The organism is Microbispora sp. H13382 (assembly GCF_014161445.1).
Taxonomy (GTDB): domain Bacteria; phylum Actinomycetota; class Actinomycetes; order Streptosporangiales; family Streptosporangiaceae; genus Microbispora.
In genome coordinates this window covers 164,511-189,425 of record NZ_JABBXA010000009.1, presented here as the reverse complement: position 1 = coordinate 189,425, position 24,915 = coordinate 164,511, and the positions used below count along the sequence as shown (strand labels likewise).

General features: G+C 70.2%; 26 protein-coding genes. 12 read left to right on the top strand and 14 right to left on the bottom strand.

Annotation, left to right across the window (positions count from 1 at the left end):
• Positions 1-62: 62 nt before the first annotated feature.
• Genes HHX41_RS20040 through HHX41_RS40745 form a run of 6 tightly spaced genes read right to left on the bottom strand, consistent with a single transcriptional unit; the run spans position 63 to position 7,048 of the window.
• Entirely contained in the window at positions 63-1,607 is a 1,545-nt protein-coding gene (locus HHX41_RS20040) for an NADH-quinone oxidoreductase subunit N (protein WP_220504251.1), read from the bottom strand.
• Positions 1,604-3,319, bottom strand: a complete 1,716-nt coding sequence (locus tag HHX41_RS20035; RefSeq protein ID WP_182907191.1) for a NuoM family protein — start codon at positions 3,317-3,319, stop codon at positions 1,604-1,606. Before HHX41_RS20035 ends, HHX41_RS20040 begins: the two co-directional genes overlap by 4 nt.
• A gap of 52 nt (positions 3,320-3,371) precedes the next feature.
• Positions 3,372-5,288, bottom strand: a complete 1,917-nt coding sequence (locus HHX41_RS20030; protein ID WP_182907190.1) for an NADH-quinone oxidoreductase subunit L — start codon at positions 5,286-5,288, stop codon at positions 3,372-3,374.
• On the bottom strand, positions 5,285-5,638 hold the full coding sequence (gene nuoK / locus HHX41_RS20025; protein ID WP_182907289.1) for an NADH-quinone oxidoreductase subunit NuoK: 354 nt from the start codon (positions 5,636-5,638) through the stop codon (positions 5,285-5,287). Before nuoK ends, HHX41_RS20030 begins: the two co-directional genes overlap by 4 nt.
• 43 nt (positions 5,639-5,681) lie before the next feature.
• Positions 5,682-6,221 carry an NADH-quinone oxidoreductase subunit J gene (locus HHX41_RS20020; protein WP_182907189.1) on the bottom strand — a complete coding sequence of 180 codons (540 nt, stop codon included), beginning with the start codon at positions 6,219-6,221 and terminating at the stop codon, positions 5,682-5,684.
• Entirely contained in the window at positions 6,218-7,048 is an 831-nt protein-coding gene (locus HHX41_RS40745) for an NADH-quinone oxidoreductase subunit I (protein WP_182907188.1), read from the bottom strand. The genes HHX41_RS20020 and HHX41_RS40745 overlap by 4 nt, the downstream gene beginning before the upstream one ends.
• A 540-nt stretch (positions 7,049-7,588) precedes the next feature.
• Between HHX41_RS40745 and HHX41_RS20010 the strand changes: the two genes are divergently transcribed.
• The 4 genes from HHX41_RS20010 to HHX41_RS19995 all read left to right on the top strand — a co-directional run bounded on the left by HHX41_RS20010 (position 7,589) and on the right by HHX41_RS19995 (position 10,969).
• Positions 7,589-8,242, top strand: coding sequence for a helix-hairpin-helix domain-containing protein (locus tag HHX41_RS20010; protein WP_182907187.1), 654 nt, complete (start codon positions 7,589-7,591; stop codon positions 8,240-8,242).
• 100 nt (positions 8,243-8,342) lie between these two features.
• The gene (locus HHX41_RS20005) at positions 8,343-8,603 is read left to right on the top strand and encodes a hypothetical protein (RefSeq protein ID WP_182907186.1); all 261 of its coding nucleotides are present in this window, start codon (positions 8,343-8,345) and stop codon (positions 8,601-8,603) included.
• Between the two features lie 24 nt (positions 8,604-8,627).
• Positions 8,628-10,631 (top strand): hypothetical protein, encoded by a 2,004-nt coding sequence (locus tag HHX41_RS20000; protein WP_182907185.1) that lies wholly within the window; start codon positions 8,628-8,630, stop codon positions 10,629-10,631.
• Positions 10,632-10,777: 146 nt separating this feature from the next.
• Positions 10,778-10,969: a hypothetical protein gene (locus tag HHX41_RS19995; RefSeq protein WP_182907184.1), complete on the top strand. Its 192-nt coding sequence runs from the start codon at positions 10,778-10,780 to the stop codon at positions 10,967-10,969.
• A gap of 6 nt (positions 10,970-10,975) precedes the next feature.
• On the opposite strand, the gene nuoH is transcribed toward HHX41_RS19995, so the two are convergent.
• The 4 genes from nuoH to HHX41_RS19975 all read right to left on the bottom strand — a co-directional run bounded on the left by nuoH (position 10,976) and on the right by HHX41_RS19975 (position 13,406).
• Positions 10,976-11,929: an NADH-quinone oxidoreductase subunit NuoH gene (gene nuoH / locus HHX41_RS19990; RefSeq protein ID WP_169981261.1), complete on the bottom strand. Its 954-nt coding sequence runs from the start codon at positions 11,927-11,929 to the stop codon at positions 10,976-10,978.
• Positions 11,930-11,939: 10 nt separating this feature from the next.
• Complete coding sequence (locus tag HHX41_RS19985) at positions 11,940-12,473, bottom strand: NADH-quinone oxidoreductase subunit C (protein ID WP_310742080.1); 534 nt, start codon at positions 12,471-12,473, stop codon at positions 11,940-11,942.
• On the bottom strand, positions 12,470-12,967 hold the full coding sequence (locus HHX41_RS19980) for an NADH-quinone oxidoreductase subunit B family protein (RefSeq protein WP_211591810.1): 498 nt from the start codon (positions 12,965-12,967) through the stop codon (positions 12,470-12,472). Before HHX41_RS19980 ends, HHX41_RS19985 begins: the two co-directional genes overlap by 4 nt.
• Positions 12,968-13,034: 67 nt before the next feature.
• Positions 13,035-13,406: an NADH-quinone oxidoreductase subunit A gene (locus HHX41_RS19975; protein ID WP_169981257.1), complete on the bottom strand. Its 372-nt coding sequence runs from the start codon at positions 13,404-13,406 to the stop codon at positions 13,035-13,037.
• A gap of 369 nt (positions 13,407-13,775) precedes the next feature.
• On the opposite strand from HHX41_RS19975, the gene HHX41_RS19970 reads away from it, so the two are divergent.
• The 5 genes from HHX41_RS19970 (at position 13,776) to HHX41_RS19950 (ending at position 19,452) form a co-directional block, all read left to right on the top strand.
• The gene (locus HHX41_RS19970) at positions 13,776-15,635 is read left to right on the top strand and encodes a 2-oxoacid:acceptor oxidoreductase subunit alpha (RefSeq protein WP_182907183.1); all 1,860 of its coding nucleotides are present in this window, start codon (positions 13,776-13,778) and stop codon (positions 15,633-15,635) included.
• Positions 15,628-16,698, top strand: a complete 1,071-nt coding sequence (locus HHX41_RS19965; protein ID WP_310742079.1) for a 2-oxoacid:ferredoxin oxidoreductase subunit beta — start codon at positions 15,628-15,630, stop codon at positions 16,696-16,698. The genes HHX41_RS19970 and HHX41_RS19965 overlap by 8 nt, the downstream gene beginning before the upstream one ends.
• 205 nt (positions 16,699-16,903) lie before the next feature.
• Entirely contained in the window at positions 16,904-17,812 is a 909-nt protein-coding gene (locus HHX41_RS19960; RefSeq protein ID WP_182907182.1) for an NAD(P)-dependent oxidoreductase, read from the top strand.
• 31 nt (positions 17,813-17,843) lie between these two features.
• Positions 17,844-18,725, top strand: a complete 882-nt coding sequence (locus HHX41_RS19955) for a phytanoyl-CoA dioxygenase family protein (protein ID WP_310742078.1) — start codon at positions 17,844-17,846, stop codon at positions 18,723-18,725.
• A gap of 67 nt (positions 18,726-18,792) precedes the next feature.
• Positions 18,793-19,452: a class I SAM-dependent methyltransferase gene (locus tag HHX41_RS19950; protein ID WP_169981249.1), complete on the top strand. Its 660-nt coding sequence runs from the start codon at positions 18,793-18,795 to the stop codon at positions 19,450-19,452.
• Positions 19,453-19,501: 49 nt separating this feature from the next.
• On the opposite strand, the gene HHX41_RS19945 is transcribed toward HHX41_RS19950, so the two are convergent.
• The 3 genes from HHX41_RS19945 to HHX41_RS19935 all read right to left on the bottom strand — a co-directional run bounded on the left by HHX41_RS19945 (position 19,502) and on the right by HHX41_RS19935 (position 21,858).
• Positions 19,502-20,398, bottom strand: coding sequence for a hypothetical protein (locus HHX41_RS19945; protein WP_169981247.1), 897 nt, complete (start codon positions 20,396-20,398; stop codon positions 19,502-19,504).
• Between the two features lie 70 nt (positions 20,399-20,468).
• Positions 20,469-20,753 carry a hypothetical protein gene (locus HHX41_RS19940; RefSeq protein ID WP_182907181.1) on the bottom strand — a complete coding sequence of 95 codons (285 nt, stop codon included), beginning with the start codon at positions 20,751-20,753 and terminating at the stop codon, positions 20,469-20,471.
• Positions 20,754-21,234: 481 nt separating this feature from the next.
• Complete coding sequence (locus HHX41_RS19935; protein WP_169981243.1) at positions 21,235-21,858, bottom strand: right-handed parallel beta-helix repeat-containing protein; 624 nt, start codon at positions 21,856-21,858, stop codon at positions 21,235-21,237.
• Between the two features lie 46 nt (positions 21,859-21,904).
• On the opposite strand from HHX41_RS19935, the gene HHX41_RS19930 reads away from it, so the two are divergent.
• Positions 21,905-22,216, top strand: a complete 312-nt coding sequence (locus HHX41_RS19930) for a hypothetical protein (RefSeq protein WP_182907180.1) — start codon at positions 21,905-21,907, stop codon at positions 22,214-22,216.
• A 148-nt stretch (positions 22,217-22,364) separates the two neighbouring features.
• Here HHX41_RS19930 and HHX41_RS19925 read toward each other — a convergent pair whose 3' ends face one another.
• On the bottom strand, positions 22,365-23,174 hold the full coding sequence (locus HHX41_RS19925) for a 2OG-Fe(II) oxygenase (RefSeq protein ID WP_169981241.1): 810 nt from the start codon (positions 23,172-23,174) through the stop codon (positions 22,365-22,367).
• A gap of 223 nt (positions 23,175-23,397) precedes the next feature.
• Between HHX41_RS19925 and HHX41_RS19920 the strand changes: the two genes are divergently transcribed.
• Both HHX41_RS19920 and HHX41_RS19915 read left to right on the top strand, forming a co-directional pair.
• The gene (locus HHX41_RS19920; protein WP_182907179.1) at positions 23,398-24,261 is read left to right on the top strand and encodes a metalloregulator ArsR/SmtB family transcription factor; all 864 of its coding nucleotides are present in this window, start codon (positions 23,398-23,400) and stop codon (positions 24,259-24,261) included.
• The gene (locus HHX41_RS19915; RefSeq protein WP_182907178.1) at positions 24,258-24,857 is read left to right on the top strand and encodes a dihydrofolate reductase family protein; all 600 of its coding nucleotides are present in this window, start codon (positions 24,258-24,260) and stop codon (positions 24,855-24,857) included. The genes HHX41_RS19920 and HHX41_RS19915 overlap by 4 nt, the downstream gene beginning before the upstream one ends.
• Positions 24,858-24,915 lie beyond the last annotated feature (58 nt).

Here is a 24,915-nt window from a genome sequence, read left to right as displayed (position 1 = left end):
GGCTCGGTGCGTCCAGCCCTACCAACGCGCATGGCCTGGACGAACGTTCCCCGTGACGCGCCTCACCCTGTCATGGACAGCACCACCTGCGGGGCGACGGAGAAGACCACGGTGACGGCGACCGTGACGGCGACGGCGGCCCCGGCCGCCGCTCTCGCCGGGACCGTACGGCTCTCGCCCGCCGCGGGCGGCGCGAACAGCCGGGCGGTCCAGGCGATGTAGTAGTAGAGCCCTGCCACCGTGTTGGCCGCCATGACCACGGCCAGCCAGCCGAGCCCGCCGTCCACGACGGCCCGGAAGACGACGATCTTCGCGAACAGGCCGGCGAGCCCCGGCGGCAGCCCGGCCAGGCAGACGAGGGCGAAGGCGAGGGACAGCCCGGCGGCCGGGCTCCGCGACGCCAGCCCCCGGTACGCCTCCAGGTCGCCGCCCTCGCGTTGCGACACCAGCATGACCACCGCGAAGGCGATCAGGTTCATCGCGGCATAGAAGACGAGGTAGGCGATCGACGCCCCGACGGCCACGCGGGGTCCGGCGGCATAGGCGGCCAGCGGCGCGAGGATGTAGCCCGACTGCGCGACCGACGACCAGGCCAGGAGCCGTACGGCGGCACGCTGCCGCATGGCGAGGACGTTGCCCGCCGTCATCGTCAGCGCGGCGACGACCGCCACCCCGGGAGCCCACAGCGCCGCCCTCTCCGGCAGCGCGGACGTCAGCAGCAGGATCAGCCCGGCGAAGCCGGACGCCTTGGACACCACCGACAGCAACGCCGCGACCGGGATCGGGGCGCCGTGGTAGACGTCCGCCGCCCAGAAGTGGAACGGCACCGCGGCGATCTTGAACGCGAAGCCCGCCACCACCAGCACGGTGGCCACCGCCGTGACCTGGGCCATGTCCCCGGCCGTGCCGCCCACCGTGCCGCCGACCGTGTCCCCGGTCGTCCGCAGGGCAGCGTCGATCCGGTCGAGGTGGACCGAGCCGGTCACGCCGTAGAGCAGCGACACGCCGAACAACGTGATCGCGGTGGAGACCACGGAGACCAGGAAGAGCTTGAGGGCCGCCTCCGACGCGCGGCCGTCATGACGTCTGAGCGCGGTCAGCGCGAAGACCGGCAGCGACACGAGTTCCAGCGACACGACCAGCATGAGGAGATCGCGGGAGGCCGGCAGCAGGACGGCCCCGGCCAGCGTGGCCAGCAGCAGGAAGTACCACTCCCCGGCCGGGATCCGGCCGCCCTCTCCCGGCCCGGTGCCGGCGATCTCCGTCATCGACAGCAGCACGACGACCAGCCCGGCGGCCAGCACAATCGCCGCGACGACCAGGGTGAAGCGGTCCGCGACGAACGAGCACGACGCCGCGGCGGACTCTCCTGCCAGGGAGGCGGGGACGCAGAACGTGCGCCGGGTCTCGCCGCTCGCGGCCTGGACGGCCACCACGGCCAGGGCCGCGGCCAGGCCGCCGAGCGTGACGAGGCCGAGCGCCCGCGCGCCGCCGGGCCGGGCGGGCAGGAACGCGTCCAGCAGCAGCACGAGCCCGGCCACCAGCACGAGGACCAGCGGCGCCGCCACGGCGGCGTAGTCGATGGACTGGATCACCCCGCCCGTCATGGCGCCACCCCCGGTCCGAGGAGCGCCTGTACGGCGGGCGTGGTGACGGCGAGCAGGGCCTTCGGCCACAGGCCGAACAGCACGATCAGCGCCACCAGCGGAAGCCAGGCCGCCAGCTCGTGGGCGGTGACGTCCCGGAAAGGCCGCTTCCCCTGGCCCGTCTCGACGGCATCGGCGGCGCCTGCTCCCAAAGCCCTGGCGGCGCCCGTCGCACCAGCCTCTCCGACGTCCGCCACGGCTTCGGGCTCCCGCTCCAGGGCGGCCACCGCGGCTGCTGCCGCGACCGGTTCGACCGGTTCGGCGCCCTCCCCCGCCTCGCTCAGCACCTCGCGTACGCCTTCGGCGGTGGCGAGCGGCGGTCCCGGCGGGATCGTCTCGACCGGCCGGCCGTGCGTCACCCGGGAGAGCATGCGCAGGAAGTAGGCCGCCGTGAGCACCGTGCCGAGCCCGCCGACGGCCATGAACACGAGGAACAGCGGCCGGGAGACGACGGCGGCCGGGCGGAACGCGCCGAGCAGCGCGAGCATCTCCCCCCAGAACCCGGCGAGGCCGGGCAGGCCCAGCGAGGCGACGCAGGCGAAGGTCAGCAGGGACGCGACGTACGGCAGGCGGCGCAGCATGCCGCCGCCCAGCCGCCTCATGTCGGCCGTGCCGTACCGCTCCTTGACGGCTCCGGCGAGGAAGAACAGCAGCCCGGTGATGAGCCCGTGGGCGACGTTGGCGAACAGGGCGCCGTTCAGGCCCACCGGCGTGAGCGAGGCGAACCCGAGCAGCACGAAACCCATGTGGCCGACGGACGAGTAGGCGATCATCCGTTTGAGGTCGCGCTGGGCGAGGCAGGCGAGCGAGCCGTACACGATGCCCACGACGGCGAGCGCGCCAAGCCAGGGGGCCAGGGCCGCGGCGCCCTCGGGGAGCACCGGGATCGCGATCCTGGCGAAGCCGTACGAGCCCATCTTGAGCAGCACGCCCGCGAGGAGGACCGAGCCGACGGTCGGCGCCTCGGTGTGCGCGTCGGGCAGCCAGGTGTGGAGCGGCCACATGGGCGTCTTCACCGCCAGGCCGAGCCCGATGGCGAGGAACGCGACGATCTGCGCCGACCGGGCGATTCCCGAGCCGTGCCGCCCGGCCAGCGCGACCATGTCGAGCGTGCCGGCCTGCGTCCAGACCACGAGCAGGCCGATGAGGAGGACGGCCGAGCCGAGCAGCGTGTAGAGGATGAACTTCAGAGCCGCCGCCCGCCTGCCCGCGCCGCCCCACAGGGCGATCACGAAGTACATCGGCACGAGCACGACCTCGAAGAACACGAAGAACAGCAGCAGGTCGAGGGCGAGGAACGTGCCGATCATGCCGACCTCGAGCACGAGCAGCGTGACGACCAGCGCGCCCGTGCGGCCCCCCGCGGGCGGGTGCCCCGCGAGGTGGACGAAGCACAGGAACGTCAGCAACGCGGTCAGCACGACGAGCGGCAGCGAGACGCCGTCCACCCCCAGGTGGAACCGCAGGCCGAGGCCGGGGATCCACGGCCGGTCGGTCCGCAGCTGCATGGCGGCGGGGCGCGCGTGGTCGAAGACCGCGGCGAGCGTGACGGCGAGGGCCAGCACCACGGCGGAGATCGCGATCCCCCAGGTCACCGCCCTGTCCCGGGCGGCGGGGGCGATGAGCGCTCCCAGCAGCGGCACGGCGACGAGCGCGATCGGCAGCCAGCTCATGTCGTCACCACCGCCACGCGAAGCCGCGTGCCGCCGCTGTGAGCCCGCCGCGTCATGTGAGCACCACCGCCGCGACCGCGATCAGCACGATCCCGGCCAGCAGGCCGGTGACGTAGAGCTGCGCGTTGCCGTTCTGGGCGCGCCGCACCAGGGCGGACAGGCCGAGCGTCGCCCGGCCCGAACCCCGGACCGCGCCGTCCACCAGCCGCGCGTCCGTGCGGACCACTCCCCGGGCCAGGCGCAGGACGGGCCGGGCGACCAGCGCGGCGTACGCGGCGTCGACGTAGAAGGCCCGCTCGCACGGCACCCGGAACGGGCCGAGCAGCCGGGCGGGGTCCTGCTCGGGCGCCGCCCGCCACAGGGCGTACACGATCCCGGCGCCGAGCAGCGCCACGGCGAGGCTGACGGCCGCCGACCCCCACTCGATCTCCACCCCGGTCATCGGGCCGGCCAGGCCGAGCAGCAGGGCGGGCACGGCCAGCACGCCGGCGGGCCACAGCATCGACGCGGGCGCCTCCCTGCCGTCGAAGACATGGGCGACACCGGGCGGCGGCTCCGCGAGCGGCTCGATCCGGGTGGGACCGAAGAACGTGCGCAGCCAGGCGCGGGCGGCGTACGCCCCGGTCACCCCCACGGTCAGCAGCGCCGACGCCTGCACGAACGGCTGGGCCGGTCCCGTCCCGTGCTCGATCGCCGAGATCACCGCGTCCTTGCTGAAGAAGCCGCTCGCCGGCGGCAGTCCCGCGAGCGCGGCGAAGCCGACGGTCATCGTCCAGAACGTCACGGGAAGGGCGGTGCGCAACCCGCCCATGTGACTGATCAGGTTCGACCCGACGTGGTGGATGACCAGGCCCGCGCAGAGGAACAACAGCGCCTTGAACGCGCCGTGCGACACCAGGTGGAACATCGCCGCCCGGTCGGACCCGGCCGCCAGCGCGGCGGCCATGTAGGCGAGCTGGCTGATCGTCGAGTAGGCCAGCACACGTTTGAGGTCGCTTTGCGCCAGCGCGGCCAGCGCGGCGCCCAGCATGCCGACGGCCGCGACCACGCCCAGCACGTCGAGCGTGGGCGGCGCCGCGAGGAAGGCGGGATAGAGCCGGGCGACGGCGAAGATCCCCGCGGCCACCATCGTGGCCGCGTGGATGAGCGCGCTGATCGGGGTGGGCCCGGCCATCGCGTCGGGCAGCCAGGTCTGCAGCGGCACCTGCGCGCTCTTGCCCGCGACCCCGGCGAGCAGCAGGAGCGTCGCGGCGATCAGCGTGCCCCTGTTTTCGGCGTGCTGGAGGATGTCGGCGCGCAGCACGTCGTCGATCCGGAAGCTGCCCGCGGCCGTGCCGAGGATGAAGATCCCGAACAGGAAGCCGACGTCGCCGAGCCGGGTGACCAGGAACGCCTTGACCGCCGCCCGGGAGTTGGCCCGGTCCTCCCACCAGTGCCCGATGAGCAGGTAGGAGCACAGGCCCATGATCTCCCAGCCGACGTAGAGGACGATCAGGTCCCCCGCGTAGACCACCAGCAGCATGGCGCTGGTGAACAGGCTGACGAACGCGCTGTAGGACGGGTAGCGGGGCTCGTCCCGCATGTACCCGACCGAGTAGACCTGCACCGCCAGCGCGACCACGACGACCAGGATGCCGGCGAGCACTGACAATCCGTCGGCGCGCAGAGTCAGGGAGATCGGCGCCGCTCCCGTCTCGACCAGCGTCAGCGTGCCCTCGGCCCGTCCGGGGAGCAGCTCCGACCAGAAGCGCCCGCCCGCCGGGGCTGTACGACGCGCGAGGGCCGTGGCGAGCCACACCGTGAGCGCCGCCGACACCGCGCCCGGGACGATCGCGAACCACGCCGCCCGCCGATACGCCGCCGGTCCGCTACGAGCGCCCAGATTCCGGGTGCCCAGGCGGGTCGCGAGCAGCCCGGCCACGGCGGCGGCGAACGGCAACAGGACGATCAGGGCCACCACGGCGATCACGAGGCGTCCTCCCCCTCCGGGCGCCCCGGATCGGGTGTCCGTACGACTTCGGCGAGCGCGCGCAGCCGGTCGACGTCGACGGTCCGCCGAGTGCGGAAGACCGCCAGCACGATCGCCAGCCCCAGGCCGACCTCGGCCGCGGCGATCACGATGACGAACAGCGTCAGCACCTGACCGCCGTGCAGACGGTCCCCGAGCCAGACGTCGAAGGCCACCAGGTTGAGGTTGACCGCGTTGAGCATCAACTCGACCGACATCAGCACGAGGATCGCGTTGCGCCGGGCCAGCACGCCGTACACACCGATGGAGAACAGCAGGGCGGAGACCACCACCGGGTAGACGAGGTGCATGGCGCTCACCGCCTCCGGACCGCGGGTCTGGCCGATAACGAGGTCATTCCCGCCCCCTGATGTCGGTGCGGGACAGGACGATCGCGCCGACCAGCGCGGCGAGCAGGAGCACCGACAGCGCCTCGAACGGCAGCACCCAGGTGCGGAAGACGCTCGCCCCCAGGGATCCGGCCGACCCCTGCCCGGGCCGGAGCGGCGCGTACGCCGTGCGGAAGCCGGTGACGACCACGGTGACGAGCACGCCGGCGGTCGCGAGGGCGACCAGCGCGGCGGCCCACCGGTTGCCCGAGTCGAGGCCGGCGGAGGGCCCGATGGGCGCGCGGGTCAGCATGATGCCGAACAGCAGCAGCACCACGACCGCGCCCACGTAGATCAGCACCTGCACCCAGGCGACGAACTCGGCCGTCAGCACCAGGTAGCCGCCCGCGAGCGCGCCGAAGCAGACGACCAGCCACAGCGCCGCGTGGACGAGTTGCCTGGTCGTGACGACCAGCAGTGCCGAGCCGACGGCGACGGCGCCGAGCAGCAGGAAGACGACCTCAGGCCCCGAGGGCGGCCACAACCCCGGCGCCTGGGAGGTCATCGCTCCCCCTCGGGCCCGTCCTTCTTCTCCGGCGACGATCCGTTCTTCCTGGGCAGCGAGCCCGGCGGCCGGATGGAGCGGATGTCCCGCATGGCTCTCGGCGGCTCACGCCGCGGATGGCTCTCCGGGGCCTTCACGGGTTCGGCCGCCGGTCGCGCGGTCTCCCGCGCTGTTTCCCGCGCTGTTTCCCGCGTGGTTTCCCGCGTGGTTTCCCGCGTGGTTTCCCGCGCGGTCTCCTGGGCCGCCTCCTGAGCCGTCTCCTGAGCCGCGGACGCGCCCTCGGCCGGTCCCTTCACCCGCGCCGGCGGCGCCGTACGGCCGGCCGGCGCCGGGCGGGAACCGGCCGACAGTTCCTTCGGCGGTTCGGCGCCGATCTCGTGCGCCGGCGGCGGGGGCACGGTCGCGGCCCACTCGCCCAGCCTGTCCTTCTCGTGCAGGAGGTCACGGATGTCGTACTCGGCGTACTCGAACTCCGGTGACCAGAACAGCGCGTCGAAGGGGCACACCTCGATGCAGATGCCGCAGTACATGCACAGCGAGAAGTCGATCGCGAAGCGGTCGAGTACGTTGCGGGCGCGCGGACGGCCGCCCTCGGGCGCGGGCAGGGTCTCCTTGTGGGAGTCGATGTAGATGCACCAGTCGGGACACTCCCGGGCGCACAGCATGCAGACGGTGCAGTTCTCCTCGACCAGGGCGATGACGCCCCGGCTGCGGGCGGGCAGGTCGGGGTGGACCTCCGGGTACTGCTGCGTCTCCGACTTACGCAGCATGTGCCGCATGGTCACGGCCAGGCCCTTGGCCAGCCCTTCTCCTGGAATGCGCGCCACACGCTCATCATCGCGCACTATCGGCGGCGAGTGAACGTGTGACTCCATCCCGACGGTTTTCCACATCATCCACACGGTCATCCCCAAGGTTGTCCACAGGGGTGTGGGGAGAAGGGGCAGCGCAAACACCGACATATCCGTATCGTCTGGACCATGAACGGCTATGGGGGGCCGGGAGGTTACCCGCCCGGACCGCAACGACCGCAGGGACCACAAGGGCACGGACCGCAGGGACCACAAGGGCCGCGCGGACAGGGACCACAGGGGCACGGACCGCAGGGACCACAAGGGCACGGACCGCAGGGACCACGAGGGCCGCGCGGACAGGGACCACAGGGACCACAGGGACCACAGGGACCACAGGGACCACAGGGACCACAGGGGCAGGGACCACAGGGGCAGGGACCACAGAATCCGTACCGGCACCGGGGGGGACCGTACGGGCAGCAGTGGCCGGGCCCTTACGGCGCCCATCCGGCGTCGCCCGCACAGCCACCCGTGCCACCGCCCCCTCCCCCGCCGATGCCCCCACCGCCACCCATGCAGCGGCCTTCCAGCGCGCCCAGCTACCTGTGGGCGCTCGCCCCGCTGTACACCTGCGGCTTCGGGACCCCCCTCACCATGCTGTACGCCGCTCTGCGCAGGCGCAGCGCGTGGTACGGGGCCGCTTCCGCCGGGTACGCCACGGCCATCGGCACGTGGATCTATCTGGCCGAGGCGTACGACGAAGCCGAAGCACCGTTCCTCGTGTCCCTCGCCATGGTCCTCGGCATGCTCGGCCCCTGGCTCGTCGGCACCGTGCACTCGCTCGCGGTCAGGAAGCAGGTCTTCGACGACCTCGTGCCGGATTCGTCCGCGAACGAGCAGGCGGTCGCGTTCGTGCAGCACCGCCGCGCCCTGCGGGAACAGGCCAGGGAACTCGCGCAGCGCGATCCCGTGCTGGCACGCGAGCTGCGGATAGGGCGGCCCGACCTGCCGAGGCAGTACGACGACGGCGGTTTGGTCGACGTCAACCGCGCCCCCGCTTCGGTGATCGCCGGCTTGCCGGGACTGACGCCCGCGCTCGCCGAGCAGATCGTGCGCGTACGCGACCAGGTCGGCGGCTTCGTCTCGGCCGAGGACGTCTCGGCCGCCGCATCCCTGCCTCCGAACCTCACCGCCGATCTCGCCGAATACGGCATTTACCTCCCATAGTCATTCGGTAATCCCGGTTGTCGTCGCACATATCCCTGGCTGAGCGATCGGTGTTTCCTTAGGCTCTACGGTGCGTCAGCCGTGAGAAACGGGAGGGCCAGTGACGTCATCCGAGATCGCCGAATGCAGGGCGGACATGGCCGCGGCCGCCATCGCCGTGCGGGAGATCCTCCAGGCGCTCACCGCCGTCCCCGCCATGTTCGGTGACCACACCTGGCAGGGCCCGGCGGCCGACCGCTGGGCGACCGGCTGGAACGCCAGAAGGACCCAGCTCACCAGGCTGTTCGACGCCGTGCTCGCCGAGCAGCCGCACCTGATCGCCCGTGTGGAGGAGGCGGAGCGCCGCAAAGCCGCCTCGTAGGCCGCCGCACCGGGAAGGATCGCCGTGGGGGAGTTCGTCGGAGTCGATCCCGAAAATCTCAAGGAGCTGACCAAACGACTGGAACAGCTTCATGAGTTGCTGGCCCGGCACAGTCCGCTCATACAGCAGAAAATGCAGAAATGGGGGAGCGAAGTCGCGGTCACCTCGCTGCCCGGCCTCATCGCCGCCGCGCTCGACGACGTCCGCGACATGGACGCCCGCACGACCAGGGCGTACGAACTGGCGAGGCAGCAGGGCTGGAGCGCGCTGGGCCGGGCTCCCGGCGTCCTCGGCCTCACCTCCAATCGACCGCCCAACGTACGGCTGGACTGGGAGGCGACGGGGCAGAGCGGATACCAGGGCGAGCGCGATGCGGAGACGCTGGCCGCCGCCCTCGCGGCGAAGGACCCCGAGGACGCACGCATCGCTCTCCTGGGACTGCCGGAGAGTCTGCGGCGGCACCTCGCCGACAAGGACTACCAGGCGGCCTTCTGGGCGGGGGCGGGCCCACTCGCGCTACGCGCGGCCCGCGCGCTGTACGAACGAGCGGGTAGCGCGCTGTTCAGCGCGGAGAGCGTGAGCGTACTGCGGGCGCTCGGGGCGTCCCTGGCCGCCGCCAGCCAGATGCGCGTCGGCACGGGCAAGGACCGCCGCCCGTTGCTGCCCGCCGCGACCCGCGCCACCCTCACCGGAAGCTCCGACCCCTGGTCGGTCGGAATGCTCGTGAAGTACGGCCCCGAGGGCAGGTCGTGGGACTCCCGTCTGCTCGCCGACCTGACTCGCGCCATGCTCGACGCCCGCGCCGCGGGCAAGACCATCTGGCCGCCCGCCCGCGGCAAGCTGGAGACCGACGTCGACGCCTCACGTCATCAGCGGCTCATGGCGGAGTACGACGCCGTGGGGGCCGTCCTCCAACGGGCCGCGGAAAACGGGATGGCCGCCCGGCACGTGCTGGGCGATCCGGCCACCGGCCTCAAATACGCCCGCATGCTCGTCAGCGACTCCTGGCACACCCCCGGCTACGACGCGAGCCTGTACTCCAGCGCCTATCTCGACCCAGTCAGCAGGGATGCAGCCCCCGGCTACCTCGAACCCCCCGGGAAAATCGACACCTCTTCCTCCACGGCCGCCTTCCTCAAGGCCGCCGTCTCGGCGGAGCGGGGCACGTCAACGGACGCCAAGGAGTCGGCCTGGTCCGTCGTTCACATCGCACAAGCCACCGCCGACTTCTCCAAGCTTCACCCGCAGACGGTGCTGCCCAGAGAGATCCGGCACGCACTGATCTACACCGCCGACCGCTACCTCCCCGATTTCGCCGCCTCGGCAAGTCATGAGTTCACCGCATCCATCGCGATGCAGAGAGGCGAGGATGCCGCAAATCCCTGGGCTCCTGTCGTACGGCCGGCTGAACTGGAGGCTCTGTTCGGGCAGGCACTGCAGGAACCGAAAGAGTTCGGTGCTTACAAGGGAAAGATGGACGGGCGTATAAGCGTTGCCGTCGCCGCCACAATCAGAGACCCCTCAGATCAGAATTACCTACGGGAGATGGGCGGCCTCTACGGCATGATCCAGAGAATTCAGGGCGACCACCACTTCGCCGAGGAACAGCTGAAGGACGAGCAAGCCACCCGCACGCAGACGGCGATCTCGATAATCAGCGGAGGCTTCGGCGCATTGAGCTTCAGCAACCCACTCGGCCCGGGAACGATCACGCAGATCCTCGTCGCCCTGGCTGCCCCGCCGCTCAACGCCATGTTCGACACCGACTTCGCCCTTCAGGCGTTTAAGAGCAACGCGGACGACTTTCGTGCTCAAGTCCTGCATGTCGAGGCGCCAGTACTACAGGGTTTGATACTGGCCGGCGCGATCAACCCGCCCGACGATGCAAGCTGGGTGAAGAACGGCGTTGTCACTCGCACCGCGGCGATGGCCGACTGGATGAGCCGGCACTCCGACACGAGGTATTCGGGAAAGACTTTCACGGAATGGGTCAAAGAGGCGCAGGACGCCATGAGGTTACAACAATGATGAGGCGTCGTCTGGCCAGTCTCCTGGCCGTCGCCGTCTGCACCCAGATGCTGGCGAGTTGTACACGGATAGAACCGCCCACTTCACCTGAGACAGGTGAAGCAGAACGGCGCGGCCAGGCTCTCGTCGCCGTAGTCCAATGCTTCGTGGACCACAACGTGCTGGCGCGGAGCGAGGCGGAGAGCCATTCATGGTTCGAGAACGGCAAGGTGCAGCAGACTGCGGCCCTCGTGGACTGGGCGAGCAGCCACGCGGAAACCAGCTTCAGTGGGAAGACACTGCAGGTGTGGGAGGACGAGGCGACGGCGGGGTGGCCGGGGTGGAGGTGCCCGCTGTGAGACCGCTCAGGCGGTGAGGACCCTGACGACGCCGGTGAGGGCGAGCTGGAGGAGGGCGAGGGGCACCAGGACGGTCCAGGCGAACTTCTGCAACTGGTCCTCGCGCATCCGGGGATAGCTCACCCGGACCCAGATGACGACGAAGGCCAGGGCGAAGACCTTGATGAGCGTCCAGACCGGTCCGGGCAGGAGCGGGCCCTGCCAGCCGCCGAGGAACAGCACGGTCGTCAGGGCGGACAGGACGACGATCCCGGCGTACTCGGCGAGCATGAACAGGGCGAAGCGGAACCCGGTGTACTCGGTCATCGGGCCCATGATGAGCTCGGATTCGGCGATCGGCATGTCGAACGGCGGCCGCCGCAGCTCGGCCAGCCCGGCGACGAAGAAGACGAAGGCGCCGATCGCCTGCCAGGGAAGCCACCACCAGCGCCACTGCTCGGCGATGCCCTGAAGGGACAACGTGCCCGCGGCCATCGCCACGCTGGAGGCCGCGAGCACCAGTGGCAGCTCGTACGACATGAGCTGGGCGGCGGCCCGGATGCCGCCGAGGGCGCTGTACTTGTTGGCCGAGGCCCACCCGGCCATGATCGCGCCGAGTACGCCGACGCCCATCACCGCCAGCACGAAGAACAGCCCCACGTCGAGGTCCACGGCCGCCAGCCCGGGGCCGACCGGAATCACGACCATCACGACCAGGTACGGCACGAGCGCCACCGCCGGGGCGATCGCGAACACCCGCCGGTCGGCGGCGGCCGGAATCACGTCCTCCTTCTGGGCGAACTTGACGCCGTCCGCGAGGAGCTGGGCCCAGCCGTGGAAACCGCCGGCGTACATCGGCCCGAGGCGGGACTGCATGTGGGCCATGGCCTTGTGCTCCATCTGCCCGACGATCAGCGGCAGCAGCAGGAACGCCGCCACCACGACGACCAGCCGGACCGCGACGTCGAGCACCTCGGCCATGGCACCCCTCTCAGCCGGAGGCCCAGTCGGGCGGCACGCCCGGGGGCGACATCCTTCGGCGGCTCGGCGAGCCGTGGCCGGACTCCCCCGGTTCCTTGGCTCCGGGCCAGGCCTTGGCGACGCGGGCGGCCAGCACGAAGTCCTTGCGCAGCGGGTGGCCTTCGAAACCGTCCGGCAGCAGGAGCGGGCGCAGGTCGGGATGGCCGTCGAAGACCACGCCGAACATCTCGTACGTCTCCCGCTCGTGCCAGTTCGCCCCGCGGAAGACACCGGTGGCGGTCGGCAGGCGGGGGTCGGCGCGCGGGACCCGGGTGCGCACGAGCAGGTGCGCGAACGCGACCGGGTCGAACACGTGGGCCACGACAGCGAACGCCTCGGGCGGTTCGTCCACGGCGGTCAGCCAGTCGAAGAACTCGAATCCGGCCGACCGCGCGAACGCCATCGCCTCGACCCACTCGCCGGGGTCCACGTCGAGCACGTCCTGGCCGAAGGAGTCGGTGACGCGTGAGCCGTACCGCTCGCGCAGAACCTCGATGGCGCTCACGACTCCGCCTCCGGCAGGTAGCGGTCCTCCAGCGTCTCGGCCGCGATCTTCTCCTGGAGCTTCATGATGCCGTGCAGCAGCGCCTCGGGGCGGGGCGGGCAGCCGGGGACGTACACGTCCACCGGGATGATCTGGTCGACGCCCTTGGTGACGCAGTAGGAGTCCCAGTACGGCCCGCCCGAGTTGGAGCAGGCGCCGAACGAGATGACGTACTTGGGATCGGGCATCTGCTCGTACAGCCGGCGTACGGCCGGGGCCATCTTGTCCGTCACCGTGCCCGACACGATCATGAGGTCGGCCTGCCGGGGGCCGTTGGCGAACGGGATGACCCCGAAGCGGATGAAGTCGTGCCTGCTCATCGACGTGGCGATGAACTCGATGGCGCAGCAGGCCAGCCCGAAGTTGAAGACCCACAGTGAGTAGCGACGGCCCCAGTTCAGCACGAACTTCATCGGTTTGGGCGCCAGCCGGGACACCGGCCCCACCGTGGGCATCGGGAGATCGTTCACGGGCATGCGGTCACCGCCATGCCGTCCATTGTCCTCCCCGTAGCCGGTCGGGTCACGTCCAGCCCAGCACCCTCTTGCGCCAGGCGTACAGGATGCCGAGCGCGATGAACGCGAGGAAGACGAACATCTCCACCAGCGTCGTCATGCCGTATCCGGGCGCGGCGAAGACGGTGGCCCAGGGGAAGAGGAACACGGCGTCGACGGCGAAGACCACGTAGAGATACGTGAAGACGTAGTAGCGGATCTGCGACTGCGCCCAGCCCTCGCCGACCGGGTCGACTCCGCACTCGTACGTCGTGAGCTTCTCGGGGGTCGGCCGGCTCGGTCGTAACATGCGGTTCACGAACAGGCCGCCGGCGAAGATCGCTACGCCGACGAGGAAGAGGGCGACGACCACGGCATATGAGCCGAAATATCCACTCATACCGCCTCCAGACTTCGAGGATAACCCCGGCACGATCTCAAGGGCTGAACACTTGGCGGTCACACGGGGGTCCCGCGCATATAGTTGAGGATCGTGACCCGAATCAAGCTCGTCGCCCGCTTGCACCTAGACCTGTGCCGGCTCGCGTCGGGCCTGTGTCGCCCGGAAGGTTCGCGAGGCTGACGGTGCGCCGCCCCCCCGGCGGCCAGGCACCGAACGGGAACGCGCCACAGGCGTGGAAAGTCCCGGTAGACCGCACCTCAAGTGCGCATCTACGAAAAACCAGCGTGACCCCGATGGATCTAGCATGGATATGACAACGTGCCACAAGCAGGCTGGCCTGGGCGCGTCAAGGAGGACTGAGGAGCTGTGACCAAGCAGGTTCAGCAACTCGACCGTGTGATCATCCGGTTCGCGGGTGACTCGGGCGACGGAATGCAGCTCACCGGTGATCGGTTCACGGCGGAGACGGCCCAGTTCGGCAACGACCTGTCGACGCTCCCCAACTTCCCGGCGGAGATCCGCGCCCCCGCGGGCACCCTGCCCGGGGTGTCGAGTTTCCAGTTGCACTTCGCCGACCACGACATCCTGACCCCCGGCGACGCCCCCAACGTGCTGGTGGCGATGAACCCGGCCGCGTTGAAGGCGAACCTGGGCGACCTGCCCAAGGGCGCCGACATCATCGCCAACACCGACGAGTTCACCAAGCGCAACCTGTCCAAGGTCGGCTACGACGGCAACCCGCTCGAAGACGACTCCCTGGCCGAGTGGCGGCTGCACGCGGTGCCGCTGACCTCGCTGACGGTCAAGGCGCTCGAGGGTTTCGACATCTCCAAGAAGGACGCCGAGCGGGCCAAGAACATGTTCGCGCTCGGGCTGTTGTCGTGGCTGTACCACCGGCCGACAGAGGGCACGATCGCGTTCCTGGAGGCCAAGTTCGCCCGCAAGCCCGAGATCGCCAAGGCGAACATCGCGGCGTTCCAGGCGGGCTGGAACTACGGCGAGACGACCGAGTCGTTCTCGGTCTCCTATGAGATCAAGCCGGCCACCCTGCGGCCGGGGACCTACCGCAACATCTCCGGCAACCAGGCCCTGGCCTACGGGCTGATCGCGGCGGCGGTACAGGCCAAGCTGCCGCTGTTCCTCGGCTCCTACCCGATCACCCCGGCCTCTGACATCCTGCACGAGCTGTCCAAGCACAAGCACTTCGGCATCCGCACCTTCCAGGCCGAAGACGAGATCGCCGGCGTCGGCGCCGCCCTGGGAGCCGCGTTCGGCGGGTCGCTGGCCGTGACCACCACCTCCGGGCCCGGTGTCGCGCTGAAGGCCGAGACCGTCGGTCTGGCCGTGACCACGGAGCTGCCGCTGATCATCGTGGACGTGCAGCGGGCCGGCCCGTCCACCGGCATGCCGACCAAGACCGAGCAGACCGACCTGCTGATGGCGATGTTCGGCCGCAACGGCGAGTCGCCGGTGCCGGTGCTGGCCCCGGCCACCCCCTCCGACTGTTTCACCATGGCCGTCGAGGCGGCGCGGATCGCCCTTGCGTACCGCACGCCGGTCATGCTGCTGTCGGATGGGTACCTGGCCAACGGCTCGGAGCCGTGGCGCATCCCCGAGATCGATGAGCTGCCCGACATCTCGGTGCAGTTCACCACGCAGCCGAACGGCGAGGACGGTACCACCTACCTGCCGTTCAAACGAGACCCGCAGACGCTGGCCCGGCCGTGGGCGGTGCCCGGCACCCCCGGGCTGGAGCACCGGATCGGCGGCATCGAGAAGGCCGACGGCACCGGGAACATCTCCTACGACCCGGACAACCACGACCGGATGGTCCGGCTGCGCCAGGCCAAGATCGACGGCATCGACGTGCCCGACCTGACCGTGGACGACCCCGACGGCGACGCCCGGGTGCTCGTGCTCGGCTGGGGCTCCACCTACGGGCCGATCGCGGCCGCCGCCCGCCGGGTCCGCGCCGCCGGGCACAAGGTGGCCCAGGCGCACCTGCGGCACCTGAACCCGCTGCCGGCCAACACCGGCGAGGTCCTGCGCGCCTATGACAAGGTGCTGCTGCCCGAGATCAACCTCGGCCAGCTGGCCATGCTGCTGCGGGCCCGTTTCCTGGTCGACGTGATCAGCTACAACCGGGTGCGCGGGCTCCCGTTCAAGGCCGCCGAGCTCGCCGCCGTCATCCAGGACGTCATCGGGGACGTGATCGAAAGTGACTGACACCCTCAACGGGAGCCTCAACGGCAAGGGCCTGGCCCTGATCCCCCGCACCGACGCCAAGCAGACCATGAAGGACTTCAAGTCCGACCAGGAGGTGCGCTGGTGCCCCGGCTGCGGTGACTACGCGATCCTGGCCGCGGTGCAGTCCTTCCTGCCCGACCTGGGCCTGCGCCGGGAGAACATCGTGTTCGTCTCCGGCATCGGCTGCTCCTCGCGCTTCCCGTACTACCTCGACACCTACGGCTTCCACTCCATCCACGGGCGGGCCCCGGCCATCGCCACCGGGCTGGCCGCCTCCCGGCCGGACCTGTCGGTGTGGGTCATCACCGGCGACGGGGACGCTTTGTCGATCGGCGGCAACCACCTGATCCACGCGCTGCGCCGCAACGTCAACCTGAACATCCTGCTGTTCAACAACAGGATCTACGGCCTGACCAAGGGGCAGTACTCCCCGACCAGCGAGATCGGGAAGATCACCAAGTCGACGCCGATGGGGTCGCTGGACAAGCCGTTCAACCCGATCAGCCTCGCGATCGGCGCCGAGGCCGGGTTCGTCGCCCGGACCATCGACTCCGACCGCAAGCACCTGCAGAGCGTGCTGCGCCAGGCCGCCGAGCACCGGGGCGCGTCGCTGGTGGAGATCTACCAGAACTGCAACATCTTCAACGACGGTGCCTTCGACACGCTCAAGGACCCGGCCACCCGCGACGAGATCACCGTCAAGCTGGAGCACGGCCGGCCGATCGTCTTCGGCACCGGCGACAACGAGCAGGCCGTACGGCTGTCGCCCACCGGCGGCCTCCAGGTCGTGCCCCGCGCGCAGGTGGCCGACAGCGAGATCCTCGTCCACGACGCCCACAACGTGGACCCGTCGCTGGCGTTCGCGCTGTCGAGGCTGGACGAGCCGGCCTTCAAGCACGTCCCGATCGGCGTCTTCCGCTCGGTCGACCGGCCGTCCTACGACCACCTCCTCAACGAGCAGGTCCAGGCGGCGACGGCCGACAAGGGCACCGGCAGCCTCGCCGACCTCCTCCACGGTGGAGACACCTGGACCATCGGCTGACCGAACCACAAGAGAAGGGGCCCGTCTTCGGACGGGTCCCTTTTGTATTAGCGGGCCCGAACATTGTTCTCGCCGTCAACCCGGGTCTCGACCGGACCGTCTCCCTTGCCGAGACGCAGCATGATCCAGCACCTAGGGAGAGCGCATGGCCCGGGCCCCTTCCTCCGGACCGCCGTCACCCGCACGGCCGGAAGAACCACCATGGGTGGGCAGGAAGGTCCTGGTCACGGGAGCGTCGGGATTCATCGGCAGCCGTCTCGCTCTCCGGCTCGCCGGCATGGGCGCCGAGGTGCACACCCTCAGCCGAGGTCCCGTGCACCGGCAGGACCCAGGCCTGGGTGAACAAGCGATCTGGCACGCGGCCGACCTCCGCGACCGGGAGACGACCGGGGCACTGCTCCAGAAGATCCGCCCGGACGTCGTCTTCCACCTGGCCGGTGAGGTCGACGGAGCGAGGGACGCCGACCTCGTGCTGCCCACACTGGAGAGCAATCTCCTCGCCACGGTGAACCTGCTGCATCACGCCGCGGCCCTCCCCGGGGTCCGGGTGATCCTCTGTGGCTCCAGTGAGGAACCCCGGCCCGCGAACGAGCAGTCGCCGCCCCCGTCGCCGTACGCGATGGCCAAATGGGCGGCCACCGGCTACGCACAGCTGTTCCACCGGTTGTGGGGCGTCCCGGTGACCGTGCTGCGACCGACCATGGTCTACGGTCCCGGCCAGCGGGACGCCCGGAAGCTGGTGCCGTACCTCGCACTGTCTCTTCTGCGCGGCGAGGAGCCACGTCTCACCAGCGGGAGCAAGCGGGCCGACTGGGTGTACGTGGACGACGTGGTCGACGCGTTCGTCCTGGCCGGTGAGACCGACCGGGCCGCCGGGCAGGTGCTGGACGTCGGTACGGGGGTTCTCACCTCCGTCAGGGAGACCGTGGAGTTGCTCTTCCGTGTCTCCGGCACCCCACTGCGGCCGCGGTTCGGCGCGGTCGCCGACCGCCCCCTGGACGTGGCCCAGACCGCCGACGTCGGGCCGGCGGCCGAAATCCTCGGCTGGAAGGCGGCCGTCGGCCTGGAAGAAGGGCTGCGACGGACGCTGGCCTGGTATGCCGAGCGCAGGTAACAGAAGACTCCAGAAAGGCGATAGCCGTACCGTGACCGTTATCTTCTCAGGTCCCCTTCTGACGGACGAAGAGCGCCGCACACGCCTCTACGAGGGGCAGGTCTTCCTGTATCCGGCCCGCCCCGAGTCCCAGGCGCTGATCGAGTTCGCGCGGGAGTTGATCGGTGACGCGTTCGGCGGGTTGGACCCGGAAACGGCCCAGTACGAACTGCCCGTGGAGAAGTTCGCCGCGATCCTCGCCGAGCTCAAGCCGAAGTTCATCCACCACCCGCGCGCGAAGGAACTGCTGCGGGCGCTGCTGCTCTCCTTCGGCTGCGACGCCGACCGGACGTATTTCGACGTGCCGAGGATGCGGTCGTCCACCTCTGACGACTACCTCACCACAGGGATCGCCTACGCGTTCCACCCGCACCGGGACACCTGGTATTCGGCGCCTCTGAGCCAGGTCAACTGGTGGATCCCGATCTACGAGGTCGTCCCCGAGAACGTGATGACGTTCCATCCGCGTTACTGGAGCACCCCGGTCAAGAACGGGTCCGCCCGCTACGACTATTACGAGTGGAACCGGACCAGCCGGTTCAACGCGGCGCAGCACATCGGCACCGACACCCGGGAGCAGCCCAAGCCCGAGGAGCCGATCGAGCTGGAACCCCGGGTGACGCTCGTGCCCGAGCCGGGCGGCGTCATGATCTTCTCCGGCAACCAGTTGCACTCGTCGGTGCCGAACACGTCGGGCAAGACCCGCTTCAGCATCGACTTCCGTACGGTCAACGTGGACGACGTCATCGCGCGGCGCGAGGCGCCCAACGTCGACTGCGCGTGCACCGGCACCACACTCCGCGACTTCCTGCGTGTCTCCGATCTGGAGCGGCTGCCGGAGGATGTCGCGCTCGCCTACGAGGGCAAGGGCTGATGATCGTTTCGGCATCGGAAGGTCTCCGCACGCCCCCAGGAGCCCCCGCATCAGAGAGGCCCCGCCCATGAGCCGTCTGAACGCCCTGCGCAGCCGCTTCGTCGACGCGCCCGACTCGCTGGGCGCGAAGGCCCGGGCGCGGCGGTGGAGCTGGTTCGCCGAGTGCTTCCCGGACCTCGACCGGATGAACGTGATCGACCTCGGGGGGACGGCCGGGGCCTGGCTGCGCGCCCCGGTCAGACCGGCCCACGTGCACATCGTCAACCTGGAGCAGCCGCCGCCTGACCTGCCGTCCTGGCTGCGCGCCGACGTCGCGGACGCCTGCGACCTGCCGGCCGCGATCCGGAGCGGCACCTACGATTTGGTCTTCTCCAACGCGGTGATCGAGCACGTGGGTGGTCACCAGCGCCGGCAGATCTTCGCCGACACCGTGAACGCACTGGCCGACCGTCACTGGGTGCAGACGCCCTACCGCTACTTCCCGGTCGAGCCGCATTTCCTGTTCCCGGGCTTCCAGTTCCTCCCGCTGACGGCCCGGACGGAGATCCTCCGCCGCTGGCCGCTCATCCACACGCCGACCTCCGATCGGGAGGCCGCACGGCGCATCGTGATGGACGTCGAACTGCTCAGCGTGACGGAGATGCGACACTACTTCCCCGGCTCGCGGATCCGGTTCGAACGGCTGGCCGGCCTGGTGAAGTCGGTGATCGCCTACAGGCGCGCCTGACGCCGGACGAGCGGCCGGGCCCCGCCGAGGGCCCGGCCGCTCGTCGTCGTCACGACTTGTCGGGGTTCACGGCCCCGCCGTCCTCCCAGGTGTTGCCCTGCCAGACGTTGCCGGAGCCCTCGTGGTCCCAGTAGGCCACCGGGCCGGCGTGCCCGCCCTTGGGCCACACCTGACGGCTGAAGACGTTGCCGATGACCTTGACGTTCGACGAGGTGCCCTTGGTGCCCGCCCCGGCGTACAACGCCCAGCCGCCGCCCGCCAGCAGGTTGCCCTCCACCGTCACGTCGCGGATCACGCCGAAATCCTGGAACAACGCGATGGCGCCGGTCTGGTCGAGCGTGTTGATGACCGTGTTGCGCCGGATGATCAGCTGCGTGCCCTTGGCCGGCGCGCTGGTGCTCATGATCATGTCCGTGTGGTCGCCCGAGTAGTACTTGGGGTCGTGGAGGTAGGAATCCTCCACCACGCCCTGCTCGGTGCAGATGCCGTTCGAGATCGTGTGGATGTCCACGCGCCGGATCGTGATCATCCTCCCCTGGTTGAGGATGCCGAACTGGGTGCGCACCTTGCCGTTGCCGAAGACCTCGACGTCCTCGACCGTCAGCCCCGAGTGGCCCTCACGCTGGAGGATCCCCCAGTAGTCCCGCTGCCCGCGGACCCGCGTGTTGCGGATGGTCACGTTGTCCGCGTCCACCGTGATGTCGCCGTAGACGTCCAGGCCGTCGATGACCGTGCCGTCCTTGGTGATGACGAGCGAGTCGGACCTCTTGAGCGTGACACCCGCGGGGACTCCCGTGTTGCCCGGGCCCGGCCAGGCTCCCGTACGCGGCGGCGTCGGCTCGTTCGAAGGTGCCGGGGAAGGGCGGGCGGACGCGGACCTCGACGGCGTCGGCGAGGGCCGGTCCGGGGAGGGGGTGCGCGACGGGCTGTACGCCGGACTGTGCACCGGGCTGTGTGTCGCGCTGGGTGAGGGCGTCACGTCGGGCGAGGGACGCGCGCTACGCGAAGGGGTCGCGCTACGCGAAGGAACGACGCCGGGAGAGGGGCTGCGCGTGGGGACGGCGCTGGAAGAAGGGCTGCGCGTGGGACGGACTGTCGGCCGGTGGGTCGGCCAGAATGTCGGGCGAGTCGTCGGGCGGGTGGTCGGCGACGCCTCCGGCGGGGGGCCGGCCGAGACGCCCGGACGCGGAGAGGCCGACGGTCTCGCCGTCCAGGACACCCTCGGAGTGGGCCGCACAGTGGGTCGCGCTGTGGGCCGCGCTGTGGGCCGGTGTCCCCTCCGCGGTGGCAGGGTGGTCCACCAGGTGACCGCCGGATACGGGTTCCGCCGCCCCGTGGGAGCCGGCGTCGCCCCTGCGCGGTCGCGGCGGGAGGATGTCGAGGCCCTGACCGCCTCGGCGCCGGCCGCCCGCGGTTTCGCCCGCGCGTCCTGCTCCGCGCCGTCTCGCGTGCCGTCTCGCGTGCCGGCGCCCGTCAGCGTGACCGTTCCGTCGGACGCGTCCTGACCACTGACGCCGCATCCGCCGCCGGCGAGGACGACGAGGGCGGACAGACCCGCCACGACCAGCAGCCCGCTTTTCCGGGTGTCCTTATATACCCGCACAGTCGACTCCTTCCGGTCCACGGTTATGCCGACTGTCCGCCTCTATAGGGGGAGGCTCCTTCGGGAGGGTAGCCACACCTGACACACAATGTGGGCTGTTTTCACAAAAGGAACCATTTTCAGCGCAATCTACATGCGTCCCAATCCGCGTATAAATCGCATTCAGGCGCCAAAGGGTGTTATTCGGGCGTTACCTTCCCGCCGCCCTCCCAGACGTTGTCCCGCCAGACGTTCCCACGGCCATGGGCGTCCCAGTACGCCACCGGACCCGCGAATCCGCCCTTGGGCCACACCCTGCGGCTGAAGACGTTGCCGATGACCTTGACGTGCGACGAGGTGCCCTTGACGCCCGCCCCGGCGTACAACGCCCAGCCGCCGCCCGCCAGCAGGTTGCCCTCCACCGTCACGTCGCGGATCACGCCGAAATCCTGGAACAGCGCGATGGCGCTGGTCTGGTCGAGCGTATTGACCGCCGTATTGTGGCGAATGATCAATTCGGTTCCCCGGGCGGGCGGTCCGGACGACATGATCATATCGACGTGATCGTCTTTGTAGAGCTTCGGATCATGGACGTAGTTGTCCTCGATCAGGCCCTGCTCGGTGCTGATGCCGTTGGAAATCGTGTGGATATTCGCCCGCCGCACGGTGATCATTACGCCCTGGTTCAGAACGCCGAACTGCGTGCGTTCCCTGCCGTTGCCGAAGATCTCGACGTCCTCGACCGTCAGCCCCGAGTGCCCCTGCCGCTGGAGGATCCCCCACCAGCCCGGCGTACCGCGGACCCTGGTGTTGCGGATGGTCACGTCGTCGGCCTCGACCGTGATCGCGCCGTGTACCTCCAGGCCGTCGATGACCGTGCCGTCCCTGGTCACGATGATCGACCCGGACGGGCGCAGCTTCGTCCCCTTCGGCACTCCGGTGTTGTCCGGTCCCGGCCAGGCCGCCGGCCGCGACGGTGAGGGCGCGGGGCTCGGCGTGGTTCGCGCCGACGGCGTCGCCGAGGGGGTCGGACGCTTCGGGCCGCCGTCCGTGGTCGCCTGGCACGCGGTCTGCGAGGTCACCAGTACGGCTCCCGCGAGCAGGACCGCCGTACGCCTCGTCACCGCCCGGCGCATGCCGGGCCGATTCCGCGGGCGATGCGGACGCACCGGCGTGACGTGATGCGGCTCACCGCGCTCTCCCCCCTGCGCCCGTCGTGCGGGCATGTCGGCGCCGTGCATCCGGGCGGATCTCCGGCCGCCATCACCGTACCGGGCGGGTCCGTCCCACGCGGGGAATACCGGCGGCGAGCCTCCCGCGCCCCGTCCGGCTACGCCTTGCCGTCGCGGCTGAGCAGGTCCACCAGCGCCGGGGGCGTCCAGCGCTTCACCGTCTGACGGAAGCTGCTCTTCCACTGCTCACCGGGCCGCTGCTTGAAGACGGTCGTGTGGTCCGCGCCCGCCTCCTCCTCCGGCCGGCCGTTCGAGTAGTAGTACAGCGCCATCGAACGGCGGGCCCGGTCGTCCGGGCACGTCAGCGGATCGGGGTGCCCGTGGTTCGCATCGTCGGTCGTGGCGAAGACGACGAAGCGGTTGAAGACCGGCAGGATCTTGTGCTCGCAGTGGGCCATGTCCTTGTCCCAGAGCTGCAGGTGACCGCCGTAGTCCTCTTTCCAGTCCTTGTTCAGGTAGAGCAGCCCGTTGAGCCGACGGTCGAGGTTGAGCCTGCGGTGCCGGTTGAAGTCGGCGTGCACCTTCAGGAACCCGCCGGGCTTGATCTGGTGCAGGCCGCCGCCCTCCAGGTGCGGATCGGACACGAGCTGCGTGATCCCCGTCAGCCGTTCGAGGAACTCGACGAACACCTGGCCGTTGAACTCGGCGAGCAGGTGGCGGGTGGCGGGGCCCATCCGCTCGGTGTCCGCCAGCGCGAGCTTGATCTCGCGCGAGCTGTCGAACTGCTGCCAGCTCGCGTCCCGCGGCTCCGGGAACTCCTCGAGGATCGGCTCCAGCACGCCGGGCGGCAGGAAATCGTCGATCACCACGTGCCGGAACGGCGAGGCGCCGAGGAAGTCCTCGCGCCGGCTGTCGGCCAGCGGGAACAGGTCCTCCCGACGGAAGGTGAACGCCTGGGTCTCCTGCATCGATCTCTCCCTCGCCGCCGGCTGAAAGGTGTCTGTCTCGATCCGTCGCGCCCGCGCTCGCCACCGCACGATCCGCCGGACGCTTTCCCTGCGGCTCGGAACGGCGAGGCTCCGACTTGAATATCGTGCGGCGAATCCGCCCGTGTTACAGCGCCGCGTACGGCCAGGCACTCCTCCATATATTCCTTGACACGAATATTCTTCGAGGGGAATACTTGCCTTCATGGAGGCACTCCTCACCGCACTGGCCGACCCGGCCCGCTGGCGGCTTGTGAGCCTGTTGGCCGAGCGGCCCCGGCCGGTCGGCGTCCTGGCCCAGCTCTCCGGGGCGCGCCAACCGCAGACCACCAAGCACCTGCAGACCCTCGAACGCGCCGGCATCGTCACCTCACAGCGCACCGGCCAGCGCCGCGTCTACGCGCTGCGGCCCGAACCCCTGCGGGAGCTGGCGGCCGCGCTCGGCCGGCTCGCCGACACCGCGGACCAGGCCGGCGGCGCGCGCGAGACCTACGACCGCTACGGGCTCAGCCTCCACGCGGAGCGACTCGCCGCGGAGGAGCCGGGATGGGCCGACGGCCGCACGTTCAGGTTCCACCGCTCTCTGATGGGGCATCCGGAGCTGGTCTGGCGCCACCTGACCGACACCTCCCTGCTCGCCCGCTGGTGGACGCCCGACGACCTGCGCGTCTCCGAGCTCGTATTCGAGGCACGGCCGGGTGGGCGGATCGTCCAGCAGTATCGTGACGCCGACGACGCCGACGGCTCCGACCTGGTCGCCGGGCACGCGGAGGGAACCGTCGAGGAGGTGCGCCTCCATGAACACCTCGCGTACCGGCTCTCCCCGCTGCTTCCCGACGGCAGCCTCGCCTTCACCGCCCACGTCGACCTCGGCCTCCGGCCCACCGGCACCGGCACCGGCACCGACCTCGACGTCCTCTTCCGCGTCAGCGACAGCACCGTCGAATCCGCGGACTTCATCGCGGGTATCGAGATCGGCTTCGGCCAGAGCATCGACAGACTCGCGGCGATTCTCGCCGCCGGCCCACACGACACCGAGCACCACACGGATACGAGGAGCACGAAATGACCCACTCGACCGGCCGCAGGGTGACCGCGAACCTGAGCCTCACCCTCGACGGGCGTTACCACGGTCCCGGCGGGCCCGGCGATTTCGCCGCGTTCGTTCCCTACGTGACCACCGAGGTCGCACGAGACCACATGAACCGCATCTGGGAGGACGCGACGACGGCGCTGCTCGGCCGGATCAACGCCGAGGGATTCATGGGCTACTGGCCGCCGGTCGCCGAGGACGAGAACGCCGACCCGCGTGATCGCGGATACGCCAAGTGGCTGGTCGACACGGAGAAGGTGGTCCTCTCGACCACCTTGACCGAAGCGCCGTGGGAACGCACCCGCGTGGTGAACGCCCCCGCCGCCGAGGTCGTCACCGGCCTCAAAGCCACCGGCGAGGGCGACATCCTCGTCAACAGCAGCGCCAGTGTCATCAAGCCGCTCCTGTCGGCGGACCTGCTCGACCGGCTGTACCTCATGATCCTCCCTGAGATCGCCGGGGGCGGGCGGCGGCTGTTCGACGACGGCCTGCCGGCGACGAAGTGGACGCTCACGCATCAGCGGACCGGCGAGCTGGGCGAGATCGCCATGGTCTACGACCGAGTCCGCTGAGCGCGGGACGCCCGCGTGGCCGCGTTCGACCGGCGACACCAGGGCGAGACCGCGGAAT

Bases quoted from the DNA above. Each gene is read 5' to 3' on its own strand.
- HHX41_RS20040 (WP_220504251.1), bottom strand. From the start codon at position 1,607: ATGACGGGCGGGGTGATCCAGTCCATCGACTACGCCGCCGTGGCGGCG.
- HHX41_RS20035 (WP_182907191.1), bottom strand. From the start codon at position 3,319: ATGAGCTGGCTGCCGATCGCGCTCGTCGCCGTGCCGCTGCTGGGAGCG.
- nuoK (WP_182907289.1), bottom strand. From the start codon at position 5,638: ATGCACCTCGTCTACCCGGTGGTGGTCTCCGCCCTGCTGTTCTCCATC.
- HHX41_RS20020 (WP_182907189.1), bottom strand. From the start codon at position 6,221: ATGACCTCCCAGGCGCCGGGGTTGTGGCCGCCCTCGGGGCCTGAGGTC.
- HHX41_RS20010 (WP_182907187.1), top strand. From the start codon at position 7,589: ATGCAGCGGCCTTCCAGCGCGCCCAGCTACCTGTGGGCGCTCGCCCCG.
- nuoH (WP_169981261.1), bottom strand. From the start codon at position 11,929: ATGGCCGAGGTGCTCGACGTCGCGGTCCGGCTGGTCGTCGTGGTGGCG.
- HHX41_RS19980 (WP_211591810.1), bottom strand. From the start codon at position 12,967: ATGCCCACGGTGGGGCCGGTGTCCCGGCTGGCGCCCAAACCGATGAAG.
- HHX41_RS19975 (WP_169981257.1), bottom strand. From the start codon at position 13,406: ATGAGTGGATATTTCGGCTCATATGCCGTGGTCGTCGCCCTCTTCCTC.
- HHX41_RS19950 (WP_169981249.1), top strand. From the start codon at position 18,793: ATGAGCCGTCTGAACGCCCTGCGCAGCCGCTTCGTCGACGCGCCCGAC.
- HHX41_RS19930 (WP_182907180.1), top strand. From the start codon at position 21,905: ATGACCGTGCCGTCCCTGGTCACGATGATCGACCCGGACGGGCGCAGC.
- HHX41_RS19925 (WP_169981241.1), bottom strand. From the start codon at position 23,174: ATGCAGGAGACCCAGGCGTTCACCTTCCGTCGGGAGGACCTGTTCCCG.
- HHX41_RS19920 (WP_182907179.1), top strand. From the start codon at position 23,398: ATGGAGGCACTCCTCACCGCACTGGCCGACCCGGCCCGCTGGCGGCTT.
- HHX41_RS19915 (WP_182907178.1), top strand. From the start codon at position 24,258: ATGACCCACTCGACCGGCCGCAGGGTGACCGCGAACCTGAGCCTCACC.